General features: G+C 74.8%; 18 protein-coding genes and 2 pseudogenes. 11 read left to right on the top strand and 9 right to left on the bottom strand.

Annotation, left to right across the window (positions count from 1 at the left end):
• The first annotated feature begins 33 nt into the window (after positions 1-33).
• The 8 genes from HDA31_RS16700 to HDA31_RS16665 all read left to right on the top strand — a co-directional run bounded on the left by HDA31_RS16700 (position 34) and on the right by HDA31_RS16665 (position 14,333).
• Complete coding sequence (locus HDA31_RS16700) at positions 34-2,067, top strand: amino acid adenylation domain-containing protein (protein ID WP_178064490.1); 2,034 nt, start codon at positions 34-36, stop codon at positions 2,065-2,067.
• Positions 2,064-4,973 carry a hypothetical protein gene (locus HDA31_RS16695; RefSeq protein WP_178064491.1) on the top strand — a complete coding sequence of 970 codons (2,910 nt, stop codon included), beginning with the start codon at positions 2,064-2,066 and terminating at the stop codon, positions 4,971-4,973. Before HDA31_RS16700 ends, HDA31_RS16695 begins: the two co-directional genes overlap by 4 nt.
• A gap of 17 nt (positions 4,974-4,990) precedes the next feature.
• Entirely contained in the window at positions 4,991-6,379 is a 1,389-nt protein-coding gene (locus HDA31_RS16690) for a hypothetical protein (RefSeq protein WP_178064492.1), read from the top strand.
• A 13-nt stretch (positions 6,380-6,392) separates the two neighbouring features.
• Positions 6,393-7,901: a vWA domain-containing protein gene (locus HDA31_RS16685; protein ID WP_178064493.1), complete on the top strand. Its 1,509-nt coding sequence runs from the start codon at positions 6,393-6,395 to the stop codon at positions 7,899-7,901.
• 31 nt (positions 7,902-7,932) lie between these two features.
• Positions 7,933-11,022 carry a tubulin-like doman-containing protein gene (locus tag HDA31_RS16680; RefSeq protein WP_178064494.1) on the top strand — a complete coding sequence of 1,030 codons (3,090 nt, stop codon included), beginning with the start codon at positions 7,933-7,935 and terminating at the stop codon, positions 11,020-11,022.
• 201 nt (positions 11,023-11,223) lie between these two features.
• A complete protein-coding gene (locus HDA31_RS16675) occupies positions 11,224-12,654 on the top strand; it encodes a pectinesterase family protein (RefSeq protein WP_246384585.1) in 1,431 nt (476 codons plus the stop codon).
• A gap of 97 nt (positions 12,655-12,751) precedes the next feature.
• Entirely contained in the window at positions 12,752-13,150 is a 399-nt protein-coding gene (locus HDA31_RS16670; protein WP_178064495.1) for a nuclear transport factor 2 family protein, read from the top strand.
• Between the two features lie 283 nt (positions 13,151-13,433).
• Positions 13,434-14,333, top strand: a complete 900-nt coding sequence (locus HDA31_RS16665; protein ID WP_178064496.1) for a hypothetical protein — start codon at positions 13,434-13,436, stop codon at positions 14,331-14,333.
• Between the two features lie 1,080 nt (positions 14,334-15,413).
• Here the strand turns inward: HDA31_RS16665 and HDA31_RS16660 are convergent.
• From HDA31_RS16660 to HDA31_RS33020, 6 genes are all read right to left on the bottom strand, one after another.
• Entirely contained in the window at positions 15,414-15,887 is a 474-nt protein-coding gene (locus HDA31_RS16660) for a hypothetical protein (RefSeq protein ID WP_178064497.1), read from the bottom strand.
• A 14-nt stretch (positions 15,888-15,901) separates the two neighbouring features.
• The gene (locus HDA31_RS32295) at positions 15,902-17,203 is read right to left on the bottom strand and encodes a WXG100-like domain-containing protein (RefSeq protein WP_246384586.1); all 1,302 of its coding nucleotides are present in this window, start codon (positions 17,201-17,203) and stop codon (positions 15,902-15,904) included.
• Entirely contained in the window at positions 17,200-17,520 is a 321-nt protein-coding gene (locus tag HDA31_RS16650; RefSeq protein WP_178064498.1) for a type VII secretion target, read from the bottom strand. The genes HDA31_RS32295 and HDA31_RS16650 overlap by 4 nt, the downstream gene beginning before the upstream one ends.
• Positions 17,507-17,908 carry a YbaB/EbfC family nucleoid-associated protein gene (locus tag HDA31_RS16645; protein WP_178064499.1) on the bottom strand — a complete coding sequence of 134 codons (402 nt, stop codon included), beginning with the start codon at positions 17,906-17,908 and terminating at the stop codon, positions 17,507-17,509. Before HDA31_RS16645 ends, HDA31_RS16650 begins: the two co-directional genes overlap by 14 nt.
• A gap of 89 nt (positions 17,909-17,997) precedes the next feature.
• A complete protein-coding gene (locus HDA31_RS16640) occupies positions 17,998-19,071 on the bottom strand; it encodes a LacI family DNA-binding transcriptional regulator (RefSeq protein ID WP_246384587.1) in 1,074 nt (357 codons plus the stop codon).
• A 200-nt stretch (positions 19,072-19,271) separates the two neighbouring features.
• Entirely contained in the window at positions 19,272-19,472 is a 201-nt protein-coding gene (locus tag HDA31_RS33020) for a hypothetical protein (protein WP_311774362.1), read from the bottom strand.
• Here HDA31_RS33020 and HDA31_RS33015 point away from each other — a divergent pair.
• Positions 19,465-20,127, top strand: a pseudogene (locus HDA31_RS33015) (glycoside hydrolase); the annotation flags it as partial. The gene HDA31_RS33020 and the pseudogene HDA31_RS33015 sit on opposite strands and share 8 nt — an antisense overlap.
• Positions 20,128-20,483: 356 nt before the next feature.
• On the opposite strand, the gene HDA31_RS33010 reads toward HDA31_RS33015, so the two are convergent.
• Positions 20,484-20,918, bottom strand: coding sequence for a hypothetical protein (locus HDA31_RS33010; RefSeq protein WP_311774361.1), 435 nt, complete (start codon positions 20,916-20,918; stop codon positions 20,484-20,486).
• Positions 20,919-20,969: 51 nt separating this feature from the next.
• Positions 20,970-21,236: a hypothetical protein gene (locus HDA31_RS33005; protein ID WP_311774360.1), complete on the bottom strand. Its 267-nt coding sequence runs from the start codon at positions 21,234-21,236 to the stop codon at positions 20,970-20,972.
• On the opposite strand from HDA31_RS33005, the pseudogene HDA31_RS33000 reads away from it, so the two are divergent.
• Together HDA31_RS33000 and HDA31_RS32285 are read left to right on the top strand one after the other, a co-directional pair.
• Positions 21,223-21,333 (top strand): annotated as a pseudogene (locus HDA31_RS33000) (RICIN domain-containing protein); the annotation flags it as partial. The gene HDA31_RS33005 and the pseudogene HDA31_RS33000 sit on opposite strands and share 14 nt — an antisense overlap.
• A gap of 124 nt (positions 21,334-21,457) precedes the next feature.
• Positions 21,458-22,261 carry a discoidin domain-containing protein gene (locus HDA31_RS32285; RefSeq protein ID WP_311774359.1) on the top strand — a complete coding sequence of 268 codons (804 nt, stop codon included), beginning with the start codon at positions 21,458-21,460 and terminating at the stop codon, positions 22,259-22,261.
• 57 nt (positions 22,262-22,318) lie between these two features.
• Here HDA31_RS32285 and HDA31_RS32280 read toward each other — a convergent pair whose 3' ends face one another.
• Positions 22,319-23,416: a DUF5919 domain-containing protein gene (locus HDA31_RS32280; RefSeq protein WP_178064500.1), complete on the bottom strand. Its 1,098-nt coding sequence runs from the start codon at positions 23,414-23,416 to the stop codon at positions 22,319-22,321.
• Positions 23,417-23,682: the final 266 nt, after the last annotated feature.

The raw sequence follows: 23,682 nt of genomic DNA, 5'->3' as shown, positions 1-23,682 counted from the left end.
ACACCCGTGCCGACACACCGCACAGACCCCGCGGTGCGGACCCGCGAGCGCGCCGAGCGCCTGCTCGCCGCGGTCACCGCGGCCCTGCCGGGCGGCCCGCACGCCGACGCCGCCCGGGCGGCGTCGGAGCGGGTCGTGCGCGTCGCGCAGGCGCCCGTCTCCGTCGCCCTGCTGGCCGAGGGCGACGACGACCACGTCGTCAGCCACCACCTGTGGCCGCCGCTGCTCGGCGGGGGCGCGCCGGCGCTCACCCCGCGGCGGTCCACCCTCGGGTACGTCACGGCGGTGCGCCTGCGCGCCGTCGCCCGGGAACGGGCGGCGGTCCGTGCCGTCTCGGTGTCCTTCCTGGACCGCGCCGGGATCGCGCGCTGCCGGTCCCGGCTGCTCGACCGGCTCGGCGACGGGCCCGCGTCGGCCGCCGACTGGCCGCAGGCGCTGGCGCAGGCCCGGCGGCTCTGGCCCGCCGCCGACGCGCGGTGCCGCGCCGGCCTGACCGAACTCGTCGCGCTGCACCGGGCCGAGGTCTTCGCCGAACACCTGCTCGGCGTCGAGGGGGTCCCGGCGCGACTCGACGCCGTCCACCAGGCGACGATGCCGTTCCACGTCGGCGGGGCGGCCGGCGGCGTCGCGCCGTTCCCCGACGCCACCGCGCCCGGCCCGTACGAGCCCGGCACCGAACTCACCGAGAGCGTCCTGCACCGGGTCTTCCCGGTGGTGCGGCGGGTGACCGTCGAGGTGGACGTGCCGCACGACCGGTGGCCGCTGGCCGACGAGCCCCTGGACCTGATCGACCTGCCGGTGCTCGCCCCCCACCTGCGCACCGGCCGCGCCGACCTGCTGATCGAGGACGAACTCGGCGCGGCCAGCGCGGCCGTGCTCCTGTCGGGGGCGCGGGGCGACGCCGTGCGGGCCGTGCGGGGGTACCCCCAGCTGACCGTCCTGACCGGGCCGGGCAGCGCGGCGCTGCGCGCCGGACCGCCCGCCCCCGCGCCCGCCGACGACCTGCGTGCCGCCCTGCTCGGCGCGGGCCGCGACGCCGGCCGGGCGGCGCGCGCCACCCGGGCCCACGCGGCCCACCTGGACCTGCGCCGGGTGCTGCGCGCCACCGTCGCCGCGCTCGACGAGGAGCCCCCCGCCGCCCCACCGCCGCCCCCGGCCGCGCAGGAGCGGCTGCGCGACCTGGTGGGCCGCATCGGCACGGAACTCACCGCGCTGATCGACGACGTGGGGCGCGGCGTCGCCGGCCCCGAAGCCCGGCTCGACGGGGGGATGACCCCGCAGGACGCCGTCACCCAGCGGGTGGTGGCCCGGGTCCACGCGTGGCCGCAGTGGGCGGTCCTGTTCGCGGCCGTCGCCGAGCAGCACGTGCAGCCCGGCGACGGGTTCGACCGGGAGGAGCCGCCCGCGCGCCCCGACGTGTTCGAGGCGACGTTCCGCGCGACCCTGCGGGAACTGCCGTCGGTGGTCGGCGAGGTCGTCGACGCGACCGTCGCCGCCTGGCGGCAGCGCCGCTCCCCACGGCTCGGCCCGCTGAAGGCCGTGCTGCTCGACGACGTCGAACCGGCCCGCGAGCGGGGGGACGGGGACGGCCGCGACGCGGCGCTGACCACGCTGCGGCGTGCCGTGCAGCTCGACTGGCTGACCCACGCCGGCCCGGCCGACGGGGCGTCGCCCGTCGACGCCGACGCCGCGCGCCAGGCGTTCCCCCTCGCGCCGGACCGGCCCCTGCCCTGGCACGACCCGCACGGGCCCGGCCGGCACCAGGCGACCGTCATGCGGGTGCGCCGCGAACTGGTCGAGGCCGTCCGGCGGCTGGCCGTCGAGGGCCTCGCCGTGGAACAGGCCCGCCGGGTCGACGCCATCCGCCACGCGCTGCGGGAGCTGCGCGCCGCCCTGCCCCGCACCGACGCGGAGATCCGGGCCCTGGCCGGCGTCGACCCCGGCGTCGAGCCGGACCCCCCGCAGGTCCTCGCCCGGCGGGTGGAGGCCCTGCTGGAGGAGGACGACCTGTCGTCGCGCGCCGAGGAGGGCAACCGGATGTCCCGCACCGCCGAGGAGGGCAGATGAGCAGCGAGGACCCCCGCCCGCCCGGCGTCGGGCGACGGATCCGGCCGGGTGTGCGCCGCTTCCCCGACCGGCACGGCGGGCTGGCCGCCGTCGACTTTGGCACCACCAACTCCACCGTCACCCTCTACGACCCGTACCGGCCGCCGCCGCAGTTGCCGATGCCGGCCGACCAGCGGGCCGTCCTGTGCCGGGAGACCGTGGCCCTGCTGCGCGCCGAGCCCGCCGACGACGAGCTCGCCACGCCCCGCGCCGGGGCGTGCCGCGCCGAGTGGGCCGCCCTGCGCGACCGGATCGCCGGCGACCTGACCGGCACCGACGTCGAGGGTCTCGTCGAGGCCGTCGAGAGCGACGAGGCCGCCGGAGGCGGCCTCCTGCACCGGGTGCTGCTGGCGCTCGACCTGGCCCAGCCCGGCGGCACCGCCCCCTTCTCGGCCTGGCTCGCCGGGCGCCTGCACCACTGCTACGACACCGCCTTCGCCACCCCGGCCCTGGAACACCACTGCCTGTTCCCGGTGCGGCTGGACAGCGCGATCGAGGCCGAGGAGGTCCCGAGCCGGCTCGACGTCACCGCCGTCGACCCGGAGCTGCGCGTGCGCCTCGGGCCGCCACTGGGCGACGGCACCCCGCTGGCCTCCGTACGGGGCCTCAAGCACCACCTGGACGACCCCGCCTTCCGCGTCGCGCTGCGCGACGACGACCGCACCGTCGACGTGGAGGCGCTGCTCGGCGGGGCCTTCGGCTTCCTGCTCGACCGCACCGACGAGTTCACCCGGGCCCACCCGGACCGGCTGGAGAGCGGCCACGTCGATCAGGTCGTGGCCACCTACCCGACGATGGCCCCGCCGTCGGCCCGGCAACGCCTGGCGCGGGTCCTCACCGACGTGCTCGGCGTCGGCGAGGCCGACCTGCGCTACGACGAGGCGATCTCCGCCGCGCTCTTCTTCCTGATGCGCGACCTCGGCGCCAACTACGCCATCGGCATCGAGGCCCTGCGGGCCCGGTTCCGCCCGGTCCCCGGCGGGCAGCGGCACTGGATCGAGAACTCCCTCGTCGTCGACATCGGCGGCGGCACCACCGACATCGCGCTCGTCACCGTCCACCTGCGCGACGAGACGCCGCAGCTGCCGGGGGCCGAACCGGGCACCACGGGCCGCTACTACCGGCTGCTGCCCCAGCTGCGCGGCACCAGCGGGCGGGCCCGGCGGGGCGGGGACTTCCTCACCCTCCAGGTCTTCCACCTGCTCAAGGCGATCATCGCCGACCACCTGCTCACCACCGGGCACACCGGCGCCGACCAGCTCGGCGAGGCCGGGGCCTGGCGCGAGTGGCAGGACACCGTAACCGCCGGTCTCGACGCGTCCTGCCGCGAGGACGGCCGGTACGTGCCGGGCCGGCTCGTCCGTCAGGCGCTGGGCGCCCTGCGCCGGGACACCGCCGTCCCCGAGGGGCCCGCCGGCCGGCGGTTCCGCGACAACGTGGAGCGGGTGCTCGGCACCCGCACCGCCGGCGTCGCCGGCAGCCCGCAGGGCCGGGAGCGGACCTTCGGCGACCTGTGGGACCTCGCCGAACGCGCGAAGATCGACGTCGCGCCCGGCCGCCCGTTCCGGCTGCCCGCCGACGTGGTGCAGGACATCGTCAGCCGGGCCGACGGCGTGCCGGCGAAGCTGCCCCCCGGCATCGGCGGCGGGCCGCTCGAACTGTCCTACGCGCACTTCGTCGAGGTGACCGAGCCGATGCTGGTGGAGGTCAGCCGGCTCGCCGCCGGTCTCGCCCGCGCCCGCCTGGACGGGGCGGACCGGCTCGACCGGGTCATCCTCACCGGCAAGGCGAGTCAGCTCGCCCTCGCCGCCGACGTCGTCGGCCGGGAACTGGCCGCCGGCAGCCGGCGCGGCGAGCCGCCGGTGCGGGTCGTGGTGGAGCGGACGTACGCGAAGAACGCGGCGTCGATGGGCGCGGCGTGGGCGGCGTCGCTGGCCTCCCTGGGCGCCCCGGACGCCGACGAGGAACTGCTGCGCCAGGGCGCCACGGAGGTCGCCGTCGAGGTCGACAACATGCTCCAGGCGTTGCCCTGCGCGCTGAGCATGGCCGGGCGCGCCGACCAGGGGCGGGTGCTCCTGCCCGCCGGCACCCCGCTGCGCGAGCAGGCCGACGGCAGCCTGCGCGCCTTCGCCACGATCGGCCCGCTCGGCGACCGGTGCATCATCCGGCGGGAGGTCGACGGCGGGCAGCCCGTGCCGTGGGGGGTGTTCCGGTGGAGCGAGCTCGACTCCCGGCTCGCGGAGTCGGGCGCGTCCCGGCGGCTCGACCGGCGGCTCTGGCCGCGCCAGATCCGGGCCGGCATCGAGGTCGACGCGGCCGGGAACCTCGACCTGCTGCTGTGGCGCGGGGAACGGCCGTACCTGCGGATCGACCGCGCGGAGCCGGCCCCGCGGCTGCCCGCGGAGCTGCGGGGCGACGTCGCCGACGCCACGGCGCACGCCGACCGCCTGCACGTGGCCGGCGCGCGGGAGACGCCGCCGCGCCCCGCGCTGCGGGGCGCCGACGCGGCCCCGGCCTCCCGGGAGACGTTCGTCGACGAGCATGGCGAGACCCGCGCCGGGGTGCTCGGCGTCGGGGCGTTGCCGCCGCCGGGCGACGACGGCCGGTGGGGCCTGCTCTACCGCACCGACGACGGCCGGGACCACCTCGTCGGGACGCTGTCGGCGGTGCCCGGGGCGCGGGGCCCGCACCTGGTGAGCCTGGACGCCGACGGTGTCGTCCGGGTGCACGCCGGCGACCCGCCCCGGTGGACCACCGACGACCCGCTCGACGTGGAGACCCACCCCGGCGTGGTGCTCCGGGTGCGCCTCGGCGCGCCGCAGCTGGACGCCGACGACCACGACAACCCGTTCGACGGGACCCACTGATGGACGGACGAGACCCAGTGACCGACAGCGGAACCCACCTCACCGACGTGCCCTTCGAGGAGCTGCTCGCCACCGTGCTGTGCGCCGAGGGCCGCTACGCCGAGCTGTTCCGGGAACACGTGACCCGGCTCGGTGGGGTCATGCAGGAGGGGCTCCTGCGGGCCGCGATGGACCGGGCCCGCCGCGGCGTCCCCGGCGAGGAGGACGAGATGTGGCAGTGTGTCGCCGAGTTGTACCGCCGCCTGGTGTCCCGTCTGGACCGCCGGCCGGCCCCGGCCCCGCTGACGGAGCCGGCGCCGGCGACGGCGGGGGCGGCGGAGGCCGCGGCGGCGCAGGTGGCGCGGCAGGCCGATCCGGCCGTCGGCACCGTCACCGGCCGGGCCGTCCCGCCCGGTGACGACGGGGCCGTGGCCGGCGCGCCGGCCACCGGCGGGGGCACGCCGCACCGACCGGACGTGGACGGCTGGGCGGTGCCGGGAGCCCGGCCCGTCGCCCCCGAGGTCCGCGAGGCCGGCGAACAGGTACGCCGGGCCATCGAGCAGGTCTTCGTGGAGTTCGCCGACGAGGCGGAGGTGCGCCGCTGGACCGGCGGCCGGCCCGTCCCCGCGGGCTTCGAGCTCGTCGACCGGTGGCGGGCGTTCCACCTGAGCCTGCTGCGGCTGCCCCCGGCGCTGGAGGCGTTCTGGACGGCCCGGATGCGCTCCGCCGCCCCGGCGTACTGGCTGGAGCCGGCCGAGAACTGGCAGCGGGTCCCCGCGCCGGCCACGGTGCCCGGCCGGGTCCTCGTGCCGGCGTGCGGGCGCTACCCCGGCGTCCTGGCCGACCCGCGGGCGTCGAAGGCCGGCGGCGTCGCCGCGCCGCTGTCCGGCAACGAGCCGGGCCACGACCTCGCCGCCGGGCTCGCCCACCAGATGAGCTGGCTGGCCGCGGCCGACGAGGCCGCGCACAGCGCCCGGACCTGGCAGCTCACGCCGCTGCGGGACCCGCACGAGGGCGTCGGCTACACCGAGCTGCTCACCGAGCGGCTGGCGAAGTTCAGCCAGGCGGTCGCCTGGGGCGAGACGGAGCGGTGCGTGCTGCGGGCCGCCCAACTCGCCGAGGGGCTGCGCATGGTCGTGCACCGTCCGCTCGTCGCGCCGGACAGCTGGTGGCACCGGCTGCGCGACGAGACGGTCCGGTTCGTGCGGGAGGTCGCCGCCGAACACGCGCCCCACGTGGTGATCACCGAGATCGCCGGCCGGTACGCCGAGGCCAAGAACAACGGGCTGACCGACGGCCGCGACGACGTGCGGCTCACCAGCGCGTCCGAGTCGGACGGCCTGGTCCTCGACTGCCTACGGCCCCACCTGCGCGGCACCGAGCTCGGCGACAAGCCCGGCCGGGTCGTGTACGGCGCCACGCACTAGAAGGAGGAGCCCCATGCCGAGACGTGCCGTCCGGTCCGCGCTCGCGGCCTGCCTGCTGGCGCTGCTCACGGTCGTCGGCGCGCCCGCCCGCGCCGGCTCCGCCCCCGACCAGGCCACCCTGCCGGAGGTCCTGCGCGGCCTGCGCGTCGACACCCTGCCCGCCGACTACGTCGTCCTGCTCGACGTCTCGGCGTCCATGCAGGAGGGCCGGCGCGACCTGTACGCCGACGCGCGGGCGGCGCTGCGCCCGCTGCTCGACGGCCTGGCCCCGGTGGACCGGCTGCACCTGATCGCGTTCGCCGAGCGCCCCGATCCCGTGTTCAGCGGCGACATCGGCGCGAACGGCGCGGGCGTCCTGGACCGCCTGCCGCGCCGAGCCGAGGGGCAGCGGACCGACATCGGCGCGGCGATCGAGGCCGCGTTGCAGATCGTGGAGCAGCCCGGCGAGGCCGCCCCGGCGACGGTCATCATGCTCACCGACGGCGTCCAGGACCCGCCGCCGGGGTCGAGGTACGCGCGCTCGGGCGACGGCGCCTTCGCCGACCTGCGCAAGCGGGCGCGGGCGGTGGAGGAGCGCCGCTCGGTGCGCGCCCTCGGCGTCCCGCTGACCGGCCGGACCGACGTGCGCCTGCTCGACGAGGTCTTCGACGACACGGTGCTGATGGACCTGCCCCCGGCGCAGGTGGGCGACTACCTCGGCCGGGTGCGGGACCGGATCGCCGTGGAGAAGGCCGCCGCGTACGTGTCCCGGGACCGGCTCGCCGCGACGATCACCCTGGAGCCGCCGTCGGTCGTGGTCGGCGACGCGCCGGTCGACGTGGTGGCCCGCATCCGCAGCGCCGCCACCCGGGTCCCGCTGACCGTCCGCGACCTGACCGTCGAGGTGGACGGCCTGCGGGTCACGGGAATGGCCGAACCGGCGCAGGTCACCCTCGACCCGGGCGCGCCCGAGCAGCGGGTCACCGTCCGGCTCCGGCCGCAGGCGCTGCCCGGCACCTGGGTCGGCGGCGAACGCACCACCGACGGCGAGGTCCGCCTGGTGGGCACCGTCGACTCGCCGTGGCGGGACGTGATCGACCGCGACCTGGGCCTGGAGTTCGGCCCGCAGCCGGTGACCGCGCGGGCGGCCGGGGCCAGGACGGCGAGCGGGATCCCCATCTGGCTGGTGGTCGTGGCCGGGCTCGCGCTGGTGGCGCTGGCCGTGCTGGTGGTGACGCTGCGTCGGCGGCGCTGGAAGCCGATGGGCGGCGGACACCTGCTGGTGGCCGAGCCGGGCGCGGCGGCGCCGTACCGGCAACTGCTCAGCGGCCGGAGGGTGCGCTTCCCGGCGGCCCACGGCCGGGGCGGCACGCAGGGCACGGGCACGGTCCGGGCGCAGCGGCGACGCCGGACGGTGGGCAGCGGCACCGAGCTGGTGCTGCACATCGACTACCGCCGGGCGGGCCGCCGGCAGCGCGTGGTGTGCCGGCCCCGGCAGCCGGTGTCGGCTGCGGACGGCACGACCTTCACCTACCAACCCTGACCACAGCCTCACGGCGGACATGGAGGACATCGTGCTCCCAGCACTGGTGATCGGGCTCGGCGGCACCGGGAGCATCGCCGCCGCCCACCTGAAGCACCGGCTCGCGGTCGAGCAGCGCTGGCAGGACCTGCGCCTCGACCCGGGCGCGTCGGAGCGGACGGCGGGCCGCCCCTACGACTGGCCCGTCCTGCTGCGCGCCCTCGACGTGGACCGGCGCACGCGCCCCCAGGTCGACGGCGTGAGCCTCGACGTCGACACCGAGGACCTGTACCTGGACGGCTCGGTCCGCTCCATGATCGACAAGGTGCGGCAGGGGCGGGACGTCGCGCAGGAGTTCTACCCCACCGTCGTGCCGTGGTTCGGCCCGCAGGACGCGCGGGAGATCCGCGACGACGAGGCCCTGTCCTTCCTGGTGGAGGGCGCCGGGCAGATCCGGTCGTTCGGCCGGCTGGCGTTCTTCTCCGACGTGCTGGGCGCGACGCCGGTGACGAAGCGGCTGGAGGACGCGCTCGACCAGCTCACCCTCGTCGACGCCGACAGCATGCCGAACATCTACGTGGTCAGCTCGACGGCGGGCGGCACCGGCGCGGGCATCCTGCTCGACGTGCTGGCGTACCTCCAGAAGCTGCGCCAGGAGCACGGCGGCGGGTTCACGGTGACGCTGTTCTGCGTGCTCTCGGGCGCGTTCCGGCGGCGGCTCGACGGGCCGCAGCGCACCCGCAGCGAGGCCAACGGGTACGCGCTGCTGCGCGAACTGGACCGCCTGATGAACAGCGACCGCGCCCACCCGGCGGAGTTCCGCTGGTCGGCGCGGAACCGGCACGAGATGACCGCCGCGCCGGCGCAGTACACGTACTTCATCGACGGCCGCCGGTCGCGCTCGTCGGGCCGGCACCTGCCGGCGTACGACACGGAGGCCGTCTGCCCCGTCGCGGTCGCCGACGCCGTCTACGCGCACCTGCTGCCGACGGTCGGGCCCGCGTTCAGCAGCTACCGGGTCAACGCGAAGAAGTACACGCGCGGCGCGACGGACCTCTACTCCACCTTCGGCGTCTACCTCGTCGAGTACGCCTGGGAGCCGGTGATCCGTGGCCTGGTCGACCGGGCCGCCGCCGACGTGCTGGCCGCGCTGCCCACCGCCGTCGGCGACCTGGGCCCGGAGGTGGACCAGTTCCTCTCCGGGGCCACCGACGAGCGGGACGCCGAGGGCGCGCAGCCGCCGCCGGTGCTCCAGGAGCTCGACAGCGAGCCGGCGCGGGAGGGGCTGCTGGCACCGTCGTCGGGCTGGCTGACCGCCCCCGGCGGCGGCCCCCGCCTGCCGGACCTGCCCAACCTGCGCCTGCCCTTCGAGGACATCCGGCCGATGCGGACCGACCACCGGGGGCAGGTCGTCGTCGACGCCACCCAGGAGACGCTGCGGGTGTTCTGGGGCGAGCAGAACGTGCCGCTGACCCTCAAGACGCAGCAGCAGTGGCACCCGGTGGCCGACCACCACGCCCGGGAGACCGACCGGCAGTGGGGGATCGCCCTGCGCGGCGCGGTGGCCCGGATCATGTCCCGGCGCGACGGCGGCCCGCGCGGCGGGCTGGCCTTCCTGGACCGGGTGCAGCAGCGCCTCGACCTGTTCCGCAGCCGGGTCGAGCAGGCCCCCCGCGCGGATCCCGGCGTCGCCAAGGCCGCGCGGGACGAGGCCGAGGAGCGGGTCCGCGAGGACCGGGGCCTGCGCCGTGGCCGGCACCAGCTCGACTACCTGGCGGCCGAGCAGGCGCTGCTGACCGCCCACTACCAGCACGACTGCCAGCTGCGGACGCTGCTGATGCTGGAGCGCATGATGCAGACCGTCGCGGTCGTCCGCAAGGAGGCGCAGGGCTGGCGGGACGCGGTGGACGACGCGACGCGCGTCGTGCGCCTGGCCATGGAGGACGTCCGCAACGAGCGGCGGCAGGCCGAGCGCTTCCCGCTGCGCCGGGTCGTGCCCGCCGTCGACGACCACCACACCGAGGACTGGCTGTACGACCGGTCGGTGGGCGGCGCCGACCGGGAGGGCCGGCGGCCCCGGCTGGCCGACGTGGCCTCGGCGCTGGCCTGGCGGGTGTCGCTCGCCGAGGGCGGGGCGACGCTGGCGCTGGCGTCGACGTCGAGGACCGGGAGCCCGGCGGCGGCGGTGGTGCGGGCGCTGCGCGACCGGGCCCGCCCGCTGATCGCGCCGCTGCGCCAGATCTCGGTGTTCGAGCTGCTGGAGCGGTCCCGGGTGCCGGCCGACGAGTTGGGCCGCGAGCTGCTCGACGGCAGCGACTGGCTGGTCAACTACGACGACGAGGAGCACCGCCGGCTGGTCAACCTGGCCCGGGACGACGACGGCGAGCCGCAGCAGCAGGTGTACGCCTTCGCGGCGCTGCCGCCGACCGGCGCGCCGGGTGAAGCGCTCAGCCGCGACCTGTGGGCGTTCCTGCGTCAGCAGCGGGTCGACCTGAACGACATCGTCCCCTCCAACGAGGCCGAGGAACGGCCGGTCACCGACAAGATCGTGCTGTTCGCCTCCCGGCACTCGCTGCGGCTGGCGGCCTTCGACGGCTTCACCGACCTACGCCGCTCCTACGAGCAGCGGCGGGCCAGCCCGCCGTCGCCGCACGTGCTCGCCGAGGAGAAGAACGCGGCGGTGCTGGAGGCGTACTCGGAGAAGCTGGTCGGCGACGGCGTCCTGGCCCGGCCGCTGGGCCGCCTCGGCGGGGAACTGCTGCTGCTGTGCCGCGACGCCGACCTGCTGCGGGCGGCGGCCGTGGCCCTGGCCAACGAGCGGCTGTCGCCGATCCTCGCCTCCGACGGCGGCGATCACGTTCTGGGCTGGACGACCCGGTCGCAGCGCGGCCTGCCCCACCAGCAGGTCGGCGACGAGGCACGGTTGGGGCTGATCCTGCGGGACCTGGTGGCGCAGTCCACGCGCCTGGCCGAGATCCGCCGGGACGCCGTGCTCGCCGCCGCCGACGAGGCCCGCCGCGACCTCGACTGGGAGTACGGGACCCGGCGCTTCTACGGCCTGCCGTCGGCGCACCGGATCGAACCGGAGCTGTGGCACCTGCTCACCGTCGCGGCCCACCTCGCGATCGACGACCGGCCCTGACGGCCCGGTCCGGTGGCGTCCCCGGCGGGGCGGTCGTCGCGCGGGTCGCGGCGACCGCCCCGGCGGCTCTCCCGGGATACCGCGAAGAGGCTGGGAAAGCGCTTTACAGCTCGTCCGCGACGTGCCACGATATGCCCCCGTAACATAGGCAAGGCTCGATGGCTGGCCCGCCCGCAGGCCAGGACCCCGGGGAGAGTCAGCGTGAACGTTCTGTCGAGGCGGCGGCGAGTCCTGTCGGTGGCCGCCGCAGCCCTCACCACCGCCACCACGGTCGTCGCGGGTGTCGCGACCACCGGCTCCGCGCAGGCCGCGGCCGGCTGCCAGGTCACCTACGCGGTGGCCAGCCAGTGGGACGGCGGTTTCAGCGCCACCATCAAGATCAAGAATCTCGGGGACGCCGTCAACGGGTGGCGGCTGGGCTGGACGTTCACCGCCGGTCAGGCCGTGACCCAGTCCTGGGGCTTCACCGCGAGCCCGGCCAGCGGCAACGTGGTCGCGACGAACGCGGACTACACCGCGTCGATCCCGACCAACGGCACGGTGGACGTCGGCTTCAACGGGTCCTGGAACAACTCCAGCAATCCCGCGCCGACCGTCTTCACCCTCAACGGCACCGCCTGCACCGGCACGACCACGCCCACCACCGCACCCCCGACGACCCCGCCGCCGACCACTGCGCCCCCGACGCCGCCGCCGCCGACCACCCCACCGCCGACCACCCCGCCCGCGACGACCCCGCCGCCGGCCGGGACGCCGACCGTGGCGGCCGACGGCACCGGCACCTACCGCACCGTCCAGGCCGCGATCAACGCGGTGCCGACGAACAACAGCTCCCGGGTCACGATCACCATCAAGCCGGGCACCTACCGCGAGGTCGTCACGGTGCCGGCCAACAAGCCCCACATCACCCTGCGGGGCCTGGGCTCGTCGCCGTCGAACACCGTGCTCGTCTACAACAACTACGCCGCCACCCACGGCACCTTCAACAGCGCCAGCATGTTCGTCTACGGGGCCAACTTCGTCGCGGAGAACCTGACGATCTCCAACGACTACGTCGAGAACTGGAACAACAGCGACCAGCAGGCGGTCGCGCTGCACCTCAACGCCGACCGCGCGGTGCTGCGCAACGTGCGGCTGCTCGGCGACCAGGACACCTTCCTGGTCAACGACAACACCCGCGCCTACGTGGTCGACTCCTACGTGGAGGGCACCGTCGACTTCATCTTCGGCGGCGGCACCGTCGTGCTCGACCGGGCCTCGATCTACGAGAAGCGGTCCACCGGCGGGCCGATCACCGCCGCCCGCACGCCCGCCACCAAGACGTACGGGATGCTGATCTACCGCTCGACGATCACCGGCGCGACCGGCAACACCACCAACCTCGGCCGGCCGTGGGGCCCCACCGCCCAGGTGCTGTACCGGGAGTCGTCGCTCAGTGGCACCATCAAGACGGCCCAGCCCTGGACCGACATGTCCGGCAACGCCTGGCAGAACGCCCGGTTCCTGGAATACCGCAACACGGGTGCCGGCGCGGGCGTCAACAGCAACCGTCCGCAGCTCAGCGACGCGCAGGCGGCCAACTACACGCCGCAGAAGTATCTTGCGGGCTCCGACGGCTGGAACCCGATGTGACCCGCTTCCCCGAGGCCGAAAGGCCGCACCGGAAACGTGAAATCGGCCGATAATGCGATTCACTTGATCTGCCGGATTTGGCTGCCAGACTCGGGGCATGACGACCGATCTGGAACCGGGGGTGACGGAACTGCTCCGCCGCCTGTACGCCTCGTTCAACGCCCGCGACATCGACGACATCGTCACCGTTCTCAGCCCAGAGGTCGACTGGCCCAACATGATCGACGGCGTACGCGCCACCGGCCCGGCGGCGGTGCGCGAGTACTGGCGGCGTCAGTTCGACTCGATCGACCCCCGGGTCGAACCGCGCGCCATCACCCCGGAGCCCGACGGGCGGATCTGCGTCGAGGTGCACCAGGTCGTCAGGACCCTCGACGGGGAGGTGCTGGCCGACCAGATGGTGCACCACCTGTACACCATCCGGGGTGGGCTGGTGGAACGCATGGACGTCCGCGCTCCCGGCGGGCCGTGGCCCACCCCTACTTCGCTTCAGTAATCTGCGTCACACTTCGAACTGCTCGCTCGGCGGGACGGCTCCCACCGTCCACCGGGCGGTGTTTCCCGCTCCCGAAACCCGCAACCGGCGGCCAAAGGGCCCATTCCCCCATCGGAGGCGAATCGCCAGCGCAGCGTGCCACACACGGAAAGTCATGACTCCTGACGTGGCGTGATCGACGTCGGTCACCCACCCCGATCGGGAGGGCGACAATTTGCGCCGCTCACTACCCTGTTTCATGATCCCGTGCCGTGGCACCCGCCGATAGCGATAAGGGCTTCAGATGAGCAACAATCACCCTCCGTACGGAGGGCAGCCGGATCCGAACGTCACCCCATGGAGTGGGCCGCCCGCCCCCGCCCAGCCCGCCGGGTACCCCGCGTACGGCCAGCCGGGCTACGGCCAGCCCGGTTACGGCCAGCCGGGGCCGCCGCAGTTCGGCGCTCCCATCCCGCCGCCGCAGAAGTCGAACCGGGGCCTGATCATCGGCCTGGCCGCCGGTGCCGTGGTCGTCGTCCTCGCGATCTGCGGTGCCGGCATCGGGCTCGCCCTCGTCGGCGACGACGAGGACCCCACCCCGATCGCGTCCGGCCCCGCGACGGCGGGCCCGACCACCGGCAACCCCCAGCCCGGCACGGAGCCCTCGGCCGCCCCCGAGCCGACCGAGTCCCCGGATCAGCCGAACAACAACAACGCGGTGACGGCGCGCTACTCCAGCGACCTGTCGGGCGTCTGCGACGGCAGCCCGATCCTCAACGCGGCGACCTACAGCGGCCCGTCCGGCGCGAAGGCGTACACCTTTGCGAACTCCATCGAACGGCCCACGTTCTGGTCGACGAAGTCGGTCAGTTCCGCGAAGCCGTACTACGCGAAGTCGGCCGACTTCACGTCGGTGTCGGTGGTCGCCTGCCTGAAGGTCGACGAGGGTAGTGAGGGCGCGCCCAAGAAGTGCGACTACAAGGACAACTCCGGCAAGCAGGTCACGATCTCCTACATCTCGTCGCGCTACACCATGACCTTCTACGCGGCGAAGACCGCGGAGAAGATCGGCGACGGCGGCACCGTGAACGCCCCGGCCAACCGGTGCCCGAGCTTCATCTCGTACAACAAGGTCACCATGAAGTCGTACGCCTCGCCGGACAGCGGCACCATCGAGGCGGCCCTGGACAAGTTCCTGTCCTGAGGCGGTGCACCGCAGCGCGGGAAGGGGCGGCACGCCGCCCCTTCCCGCTTTTCGACTCCCGCCACCGGTGCCGTGCACCCGCCAGAAGACCACCGGGAGGCGCTCGGCCCGGCGCGCAGCCCGCGTACGACTTGGACGTCAGTTCGACGTCGGCCCGCCCCCGGGTGTCCTCCAGCGCCTTGGACGGCGACGTGCGGGCCATGAGCGAGCTGTACGGCCTTCGTGGAGCGGGGCACCCAGCCCGTTCCTGCTGCCGGTGGCCTGGTCGGACCGGCGTCGACCTGGGTGGTGCGACCGGTGCAACCGGGAGCCGTGACGGCTGATGCGGTGAACCGGCCCCTATGGAGCTGAGTCGTCTACGACATCACCGGCCAACCCGGCCACGCCACGCCCGCCCCCCGCTGCACCCCGCCCCCGCCCGGCTCGGCCCAGCGAGGCCGGTGCTCAAGAGATCCGGGTCATTGTCGAGATCGACTTTGATGCTCTTTTCTTGATCACCGGACCGGGCTGGGGCGTGGCCGGGCCGGCTGGGGCGGGTTGGGTTGAGACGGGGCGGCCGATCAGGCGGATGCGTCGTTCCTGCCTGCGTGGTCGTCCCCTGGGCCGAGAGCGCGGGGGCATGGTGATGTCGTAGACGGCTCAGCTCCCTATTCGACGGGAGGCAGTCACCCCGCCAGGCGGCTCCCAGGTGGGTACGGATGAACACATGCTCAAAGCTCGTCATGTTTCGCCGACCTGAACGTGCGAACGTCACCTGCGCTGGGAAGTCGCCGGTGGAGCGCCGAATCTGAGCTGTCCGACGCCATCCGCCGCCCGGCCCCGAAGCTCATGCGCATCGCTTCCTTGCCCGCCGTGCGAAGATCCTTGATCCGAAGGTCAGGAACGTGATAGCCGCTCGCGCGAGCGGCCACCATCATGCCCGCGGCACTTTTTGCCCGAACCTTGAACGTCTAACTCCGCGCTTACCGCGTCGATCGGGTTGGGGTCCAACGCAGGCTAGACAATTGAACGCGTTGGCTCCGGGTCGCCGCCCAGTCGACGCCAGGGCTTCAAGACGATGAGGCCAGCCATCTGGCGGGGTCAGGCCTGAGGAGGCTGACGATAAGGCGCCCACAGCGCTCGATGGTCCACGTCGGGGGACGTCCCTGGCGGGAACTCCTGGTAGCCACTGCGAGCGTCCCAGCAGGCAAGGAGAAGATCCAGTCCTTGCAGTAGGACGACCGGCCAGCAGCCCTTCGCCGTCACTTCCTCGAACAACCGCCGCGCCTCGTCGAGCTGCACGTCCCCGTCGCGGCGGCTGTAACCGATGTCCCAGACGAGGTCGTATCCGTCGATGAGCGACTCCTCTTCGGGATCGTTGAGCGGGTACCCGTAGCGGTTGCCGTACAGCTCTCCGCCGACGATGCCCGGCCGGCCGGCCGATGCCGGCCTGTTGAGGTAGACCCTGCCCTCGTCGTCACGGGTGAGTTCAAGGTCCAAGAGCGCAGAGAGTTCCGCCGCAAGGTCTGAGGCTCCCAGCTGGGTGCGGATGAAGACATGCTCAAAGGTCGACATTGCCCGCTCTCCTCCTAGGGGAGATCGAGGATGCGATTGTCGCCGAGGATGATCCGGACCATTGCCGGCATCTGCTGGCCATGTGTCCGAGCTTGTCCGGCGGCGCGTCCATAGCCACGGCGTGCGTCCTCCTCCGTCAAGCCGACGTTGCGTCCGTCGAGCACCGCGACCCCATCGGACCCTGTCTGCTCCGCAGCCTCAAGGATATTGCGGCGGACGCTTGCGCTGCCGCTGCCCACGAGAGTCTTGAACTCCGTGATCACACCCGGATCGTCAGGACCGGACCGCACCATGGCATCCGGGTTCTTCAACTTCTGCACATCGTCGATGCGTTCCCGGGGGTGCACCATATCGCCATCGTCGGCGATGCGGTCGGCGATCGCCCGTTCCTTCGATTCGAACAACCCACGGGGGTCAGCCACTCCAGGGCTAAAGTCGTCGCCGAGGGGGCCACGGTGGCTGCCAGGATCGAAGCCGGGAGACCTTGGCGTGTGCTTGCTGTCGTAGGAGCGGGGTGACCCGGCCGACGGCCGTCCCGGAGTGCCCTGCCGGTTGTGGGAGAACAACCGTCCTAGCGCCTGCTTGAGCTTCTCGATGAGCTCGCCGAGGCGGCGGATCTGCGGCATCAGCCGCCGGAGGCTGGCCAGCAGGCCGCGGAGTAGCCGGGCGATCCGTGCCGCCCACGATGCCACCGTGGTCGTGACCTGTTCCACGACCACGGGCGTGGCGAGGCCGGCGGTGGCGACGAGTTCTCCCGCGTACACGATGAGGCGGGAGACGCAGGTGGCGACGGCGTCGCGGACGAGGAGCCGGACGGCGGCGACGAGGCCGGCGGCGCCCTCGGTGATGGCGGCCAGGGTGTCGGCGGCCTGGGCGAGGCCGCCGATCGCCTGGTGCTGCCCGGTGGCCCAGGCGCGGTAGGCGGGGCCGGCGTCGCCGCCCCAGCCGGCGACCTCGGTGCGTGCGGCGTGGGCCAGCTCGGCGGCGTCGTCGCGCAGCGAGGCGGCGACGTTGCGCCAGGTCTGCGCGTGCGCGGTGATCTGCGCGGGGTCGCCGGCGAGCCAGTCCAGCGCCTCGCTGAGGGGCTTGACGTGCTCGATGAGCCAGGCGATGCCGTATTGCAGCAGGGCGCCGACGGGGTCGGAGACGAAGGCGAGGGCGTCGAGGCCGGCGCTGACCACGCCGAGACTGCCGTCGATCCAGCTGCCGTCGCGGACGCCCTGCGCGATGAGTTCGATGTCCTCGCAGATCCAGATGCCGGCCCAGGCGCTGGGGGCGGCACCATGCGGGGCGGCGACGAGCGGGTTGCCGGTCACCGCGCGTCTCGTACCCGCTGGAGCCGCTGCTCGGCGCGGGCGTCGGCGGCCCGGTAGCCGTCGGCGCCGGAGCGCAGCCGTGCGGCGGTGTCGCGCACCGACCGGGCCGCGGCGTCGACGCCGCCGACCAGGGTCTGCTGGAGGCCGTCGAGCAGCGCCGGCATGATCGCGCACAGTTGGCCGTACGCGTCGGCGCCCAACCGGACGTGCTGGCCGGCCTGCCGGGCGGTGTCGAGGCTGTCGGCGCGGCGTTCCAGGTGGGCGGCGTGGGTGGTCAGGTCGCCGGGGTCGACCCGGATGCCGTCACCGGCGGCCATCGGGCGGGCCCTGGCCGGGGTCGAGCCGCCGCCGGTAGCCGTCGACGATCGCCCGCCCGGCGGGGTCGTCGTCGCCGAGGGTCTGCGTGGTCGCCTCGGTGAGCTGCCGCAGCAGGTCGGCGTGCGCGGCCCGGGTGGTGGCGACGATCTGCCGGGCGGTGTGTGCCGCCGGGTGCTGCCGGGTCTGCTCGTCGAGCCGCAGGTCGACCAGCAGGCCCGTGGCGTCGACGGTGACCTCGACCGTGCGGTCGGGGCTGCGGGCGGTGCCGGTCAGGGCCCGTGTCCGCGCCGACAGCGCCTGCGCGCGGGCGGCCCGGTCGGCGATGGACGACTCCCACTCGTCGAGCCGACGGGTCGCCGCGTCCAGCGCGGCCTCGTCCGCCCACATGCCGACCCTCCCCAGGGGACACACCGGTGACCGTCCCGCACACCGTAGCAACCCGTCACGCACCGCCGCCGGCCGGTCACGCGGCCGGCTCAGCCGCCCGGCGGGGGCGCGGTGCTGTCGCGTACCACGAGGCGGGTGGAGACGAGGGTGGTGCCGGTCTCGGGCACGCCGGTGCGGACCTGGCGCAGCACCGCCTCGACGCAGCGGCGGCCGACCTCGGCGAAGTCCTGGTGGACGGTGGTCAGGGGCGGGATGAACGCCCCCGCGTCGGCGATGTCGTCGAAGCCCACGACGCTGACGGCTCGGGGCGCCGGCCGGCCCCGGTCGTGCAGCGCGCGCAGCACGCCGAGGGCCATCTGGTCGTTGGCGACGAAGACCGCCGTGCAGTCTGCCTCGTCGGCCAGGTCGAGGCCGGCGCGGTAGCCGGACTCCGCCGACCAGTCGCCGCGGCGCACCGGCGGCACCGGGCGGCCGTGCTCCTGCAGCGTCGCACGCCAGGCCAGCGCGCGTCGCTGCGCGGCGAACGACTCGCGGGGCCCCGCCACGTGCCACACGGTGCGGTGCCCGAGGTCGAGCAGGTGGTGCACGGCCTGGCGGGCCCCGTCGGCCTGGTCGGTGTCGACGACCCGGTAGCGGTCGCCGGCGTCGGAGTCGACCACGACGACGTGCACGCCCGGTGGGACGGCGACGGTCGCCGCGTCCAGCAGGTGCACCTCCATGATGACGATGACCGCGTCGACGGCGAGTTCGCCGAGCCGGGTGAAGGCCCCGAGCAGGCGGTCCTGGGTGGGGACCCCGACGGGGATGAGGGTGATCACGTAGCCGGCGTCGGCGGCGTGGGTGGCGATCGCCTCCAGGGTGCGGCTGTTGCCGGTGCTCGACAGGGTGAACAGGATGACGCCGATGGTGCGGAACTCGCCGTACTTGAGCGCGCGGGCGGCGCTGTTGGGACGGTAGCCGAGCTGCCGCATGGCGGCGAGGACCTGTTCGCGCGTGCTGTCGACGACGCCGGGGTGGCCGGTCGAGACGCGGGAGACGGTCTGCGCGGAGACGCCCGCGAGCCGCGCCACGTCGGCCATCGAGACGCCGCGCCGGCGGCCGGCGCGGGGTCGGCCCCCGCCGGCCGGCTCCCGGGTCGCCCCGTCGGGCCCGGACGGACTCATCCCGCCTCGCTCCTCCCGCCCCCGCCTGCGGCCGGTGCCTCGCGGCCCGAGCCACCTCCGCCGCGTGTGGTCGGGGCGCAGCCCAGTATGCCGGGCGTGCTTGACGGGCCACGGGCCGACTGGGAGCATCGCAACCCTCGATGTTTACGTAAACATCGAGGTAGCGCGCCCGCCGCAGGAACGCGGCGCGATCCACCGGCTCACCACCACCCGTCGGAGGAGACCGTCCACATGAGCAGACACCCGTCCCGCCGGGGGCTGGCCGCCACGATCACGGCGGCCGTCGTCACCCTCGGCGTCGCCGCCGCGCCCGCCTCCGCCGCGCCGGGAGCCGGAGCCGCCGCCGGCGCGTCCGCGTCCGCCCCCGCGCCGGCCGCCGGGGCCGCGCCCCCGGTGGTCACCGTCCGCCCCGACCCGTCCTACCAGGGACAGGAGTTCCAGGGCTGGGGCACCAGCCTCGTCTGGTTCGCCAACGCCACCGGCGGTTACCCGGAGGAGATCCGGCAGCGCCTGGCCGACCTCGTCTTCGGCGAGCAGGGCCTCAACCTCAACATCGCCCGCTACAACATCGGCGGCGGCAACGCCCCCGACGTGCCCGACTACCTGCGCCCCGGCGGCGCGGTGCCCGGCTGGTGGCGGGCCCCCGAGGGCACCAACCGCGCCGACACCGACTGGTGGGACCCGGACAACCCGCAGCACTGGAACCCGGACGCCGACCGCGCGCAGCGCTGGTGGGTCGACCGGATCAAGGGCGACGTCACCCGGTGGGAGACCTTCAGCAACTCGCCGCCGTGGTTCCAGACCGTCAGCGGGTACGTCTCCGGCGGCTTCGACCCCGCAGCCGACCAGATCCGCGCCGACCGGGTCGACGACTTCGCCACCTACCTCGTGCGGGTCACCCAGCGCCTCGAGGCCGCGCACGGCATCACCGTCGACACGATCGACCCGCTCAACGAGCCGAACACCACCTACTGGGGCACCCGGCTCGGCGCCGACGGCAACCCGGTCGGCGGCCGGCAGGAGGGCGCGCACGCCGGCCCGGCCCTCCAGCAGCAGGTCCTCCGGGCGGTCGCCGCCGAGCTGCGCGCCGCCGGCAGCGGGACCCGGGTGTCCGCCATGGACGAGACCAACCCGGGCACGTTCGCGACGAACTGGAACGCCTACCCCGACGACGTACGCGGCCTGGTCGACCAGCTCAACGTGCACACCTACGGCACGGGCCAGCGCACCACCGCCCGCGACATCGCCAAGGGCGAGGACAGGCCGCTGTGGATGAGCGAGGTGGAGGGCTCCTGGGGCGACGGGCACAGCCTCACCAGCATGGCCCCCGGCCTCGGGATGGCCCGGCACATGGTCGACGACCTGCGCGAGCTGGAGCCGTCGGCGTGGGTGTTCTGGCAGCCGGTCGAGGACTACGACAACATGAAACCCGGCGGCGAGTTCCCGCAGGGCGCCAACTGGGGCAGCATCCAGCTCCCGTTCGACTGCACCGCCGCCGACACCCTGCGGACCTGCCCGATCCACACGAACACCAAGTTCGACACCGTCCGCAACTTCACCCACCACATCCGCCCCGGCGACCGGCTCGTCGCCGTCGCCGACACCTCCAGCGTCGCCGCCGTGGCCCCCGGCGGGCGGGCCACCGTCGTGCACGTCAACGACGGCGCCGCCGCCCGTACCGTCGCGCTCGACCTGTCGGCGTTCGGCGTCGTCGCCGCGAACGCGACGGTGACCCCCGTCGTCACCAGCGCGGACGGGGCGCTGCGGCGCGGTGCCCCCGTCGCCGTGCGCGACCGCGCCGCCCGGGTGGACGTGCCCGCCCAGTCGGTGACGACGTTCCTCGTCACCGGCGTCTCCGGGGTCGCCCCCGGCGCGGCGCTGGTGCGCGACGGCCACGTCTACCGCCTCACCGGCGTGCAGAGCGGCCGTTCCCTCGCCCCGGCCGGCGGCGTCGCCTCCGGCGCGGTCATCCGCACCACCGACCCGGCGAGCGCGGACCAGCTGTGGCGGCTCACCCGGCTCGCCGGGGGCACCAGCAACCGGGCCCGGTACGCCGTCGCCACCGCCGACGGCGCCCGCCAGCTCGCCGTCGTCGACCAGGCCGTCACCCTCGTCCCCGCCGTCGCCGCGCCCGCCCCGCAGGCACAGTGGATCCTGTCCACCACCGGCGACGGCACCTACACCCTCGTCAACGTCGGCTCCCGCCGCCTGCTGGAGGTCGGCGGCCAGGCCACCGGCGACGGCGCGGCGGTCACCTCCTGGCCGGCCAACTCGGGGGCCAACCAGCGCTGGCGGGTCACCGACGAGACGGTCCTGCGGATCGCGCCCACCGACGCGTTCACGGTCCCCGGGGTCGCCCCGGCGGGGCGCGACGGCGCAGCGCCCGGTGCGCTGGCAGCCGCCGCCCGCCGGCGCGTTCGACGCCCCCGGCGTCGTCACCCTCACCGGGCAGGCCGACGCCGGCGACGGGCGCGCCCTCGCGGCGAGCGTGCGGGTGCAGGTGACCCCGCCGGTGCAGGAGCGGGCCACCCCGGCCGGCGTCACCGCCACCTTCACCGAGCCCGGCTACTCGCCGGACGGCCTGGCCAACGGCGTGCTGACGGACAAGGCATGGTCGAACTGGCGGTCGGGGCCGAAGAACCCCTCCGACACCCTCACGGTCACCCTGCCGGAGCGCCGGACGCTCACCCAAGTCGTCGTCCACTTCTACCGCGACGGCTCCGACAGCTATCCGCAGCGCCTGCGCGCCCAGGTCCGCGACCCGCAGGGCGGCTGGGTCGACGCCGGCGCGCCGGTGGACGTCCCGACGGGCACGGCGGGCGCCCCCGTCGTCGAGGTGCCGGTGCCCGCCGCCACGGACGCGGTGCGGGTCGTGCTCACGGCGTACCCGGACCGGCACATCACGGCCAGCGAGATCGAGGTCTTCGCCGCCGCGCCCGGGACGTCGTCGGACGCCTCCGCCGCCGGCATCTCCCTCGACGGGGTGCCGCTGGCCGGCTTCGACCCGGAGAAGCTGTCCTACACGGTGGCCCGCCGGGGCAAGCTGCCGTGCGTCACCGCGGTGGCCGCCGACCCGTACGCCACCGTCGTCGTGGGCCAGCCGAAGGCCGGCAGCCGCACGGCGACCGTGAAGGTGACCAGCGAGGACGGCTCGCAGTCGCGCACCTACACGATCCGCCTGCGGCGCTGACGCCCGCGTCGGCCGTCGGCGGGTCGACGGGGCGGCGGCCGGCGGTCGCCCTGCTCGTCAGGCGCCGGCGGGGGAGCGGGCGCCGGGCACCCGCCCGTCGTCCGCCCCCTGCGGGGCCAGGCGCAGGATCGTCCGCCCGCCGTCGCGGGGGCCGTATTTCTGGTCGAACAGCCGGGCCACCCGCGCCACCGGGGTGCGGTCGCCGTCGGCCGGCTCCACCAGCGCGTACTCGCGGGGGGCCGCCGTGCGGGCGCGCTCGGGAAGCTGCGCCCGGACGGTGAGCGGGCCGGCCATGCGCAGCGCCCGGCAGTCGACGTAGTGCTGGCCGTCGACCGTCACGAAGTCCGCCGGCAGCTCCACGACGTCGGAGTCCTCGTGGCGTAGCGTGATCGTCGTCGACCAGTACCGCTCCAGGTCCAGGGTGGCCTGCGGCTGCCCCCACAGCTCCTCGAACCGGGCGTGCACGAACCCGCCCCACGGGCTGTCCATGTCGACCTCCAGCTGCGGGACGTTGAACGACAGCTTGCCGATCGGGAAGAACGAGATCAGCGCCCGCGCGTCCCACTGGTAGAGCTGGATCGACGGCGACGCGTCGTAGACCCGGACCTGGAGGCGGTCGCGCAGCGCGGGCTCCAGCGACCGCCGGAAGGCGGCCAGGTGCCGCAGGTTGGCCCGGATCTGCCGGGGGACGTCGATCCGCTGCCGCTCCAGCTCCTCGCCGCGCTGCTGGGCGGCCGTGCAGTCGGGGTCGAGCAGCAGCAGTTGCACCTTCGCGCCCTTGGCCAGCGCCGCCCGCACCGCCGCGAGGGTCTCGTCACGGTTGCGGTGCTCCAGCAGGATCGTCCAGGTGTCGAGGATGCGCACCAGCCGGCCGCTGCGCTCCAGCCGGGCCACGAACGCCGCCCGGTCGAAGCTCAGGTGTTCCTGCACCCGGGCCCGGCGGGCCTCCTCGAAGAGCGGGTCGAAGACCACGTAGGAGATCGCGGCGAGCACCACGCTCGCGCCGAGGTTGAGCAGCAGGTCGCTGAGGAAGCCGGTGCTGCGCCACGCGGCCAGCAGCATGACGACGGCGGCCCCGAGCAGCGCCCCGCCGACGAGGAAGGACCGTCGTTGCCGCCCGGCCCGGCCGGGCCGCCCGCCGCTCGTCCGCCGCATCCCCACCTCCCGATCCCTGCCTTCCCGGTCGCTGCCCTCCGGGTCAGGTCGCCCGCGCCCGCCCCGTCGATCGGCCGGAGAACGAGAGGATACGTGCCCGCTTTGCCGCCCGCTGTCCCGTTCGTGACCGTGGCGGCGGCGGGCCGGTGGCCGAGGGGACCGGGCCGCGGTGACCCGCGCCGCATCGCCGGGACGGCCGTTGCCACCGTCCGGGCGATCCTCTACGGTCTGGTCAGCGGTTGGCGGTGCGGTCCGTTCCCAGCCCC

Source organism: Micromonospora carbonacea, from assembly GCF_014205165.1.
Taxonomy (GTDB): Bacteria; Actinomycetota; Actinomycetes; order Mycobacteriales; family Micromonosporaceae; genus Micromonospora; species Micromonospora carbonacea.
This window is presented reverse-complemented; position numbering and strand designations above follow the sequence as displayed.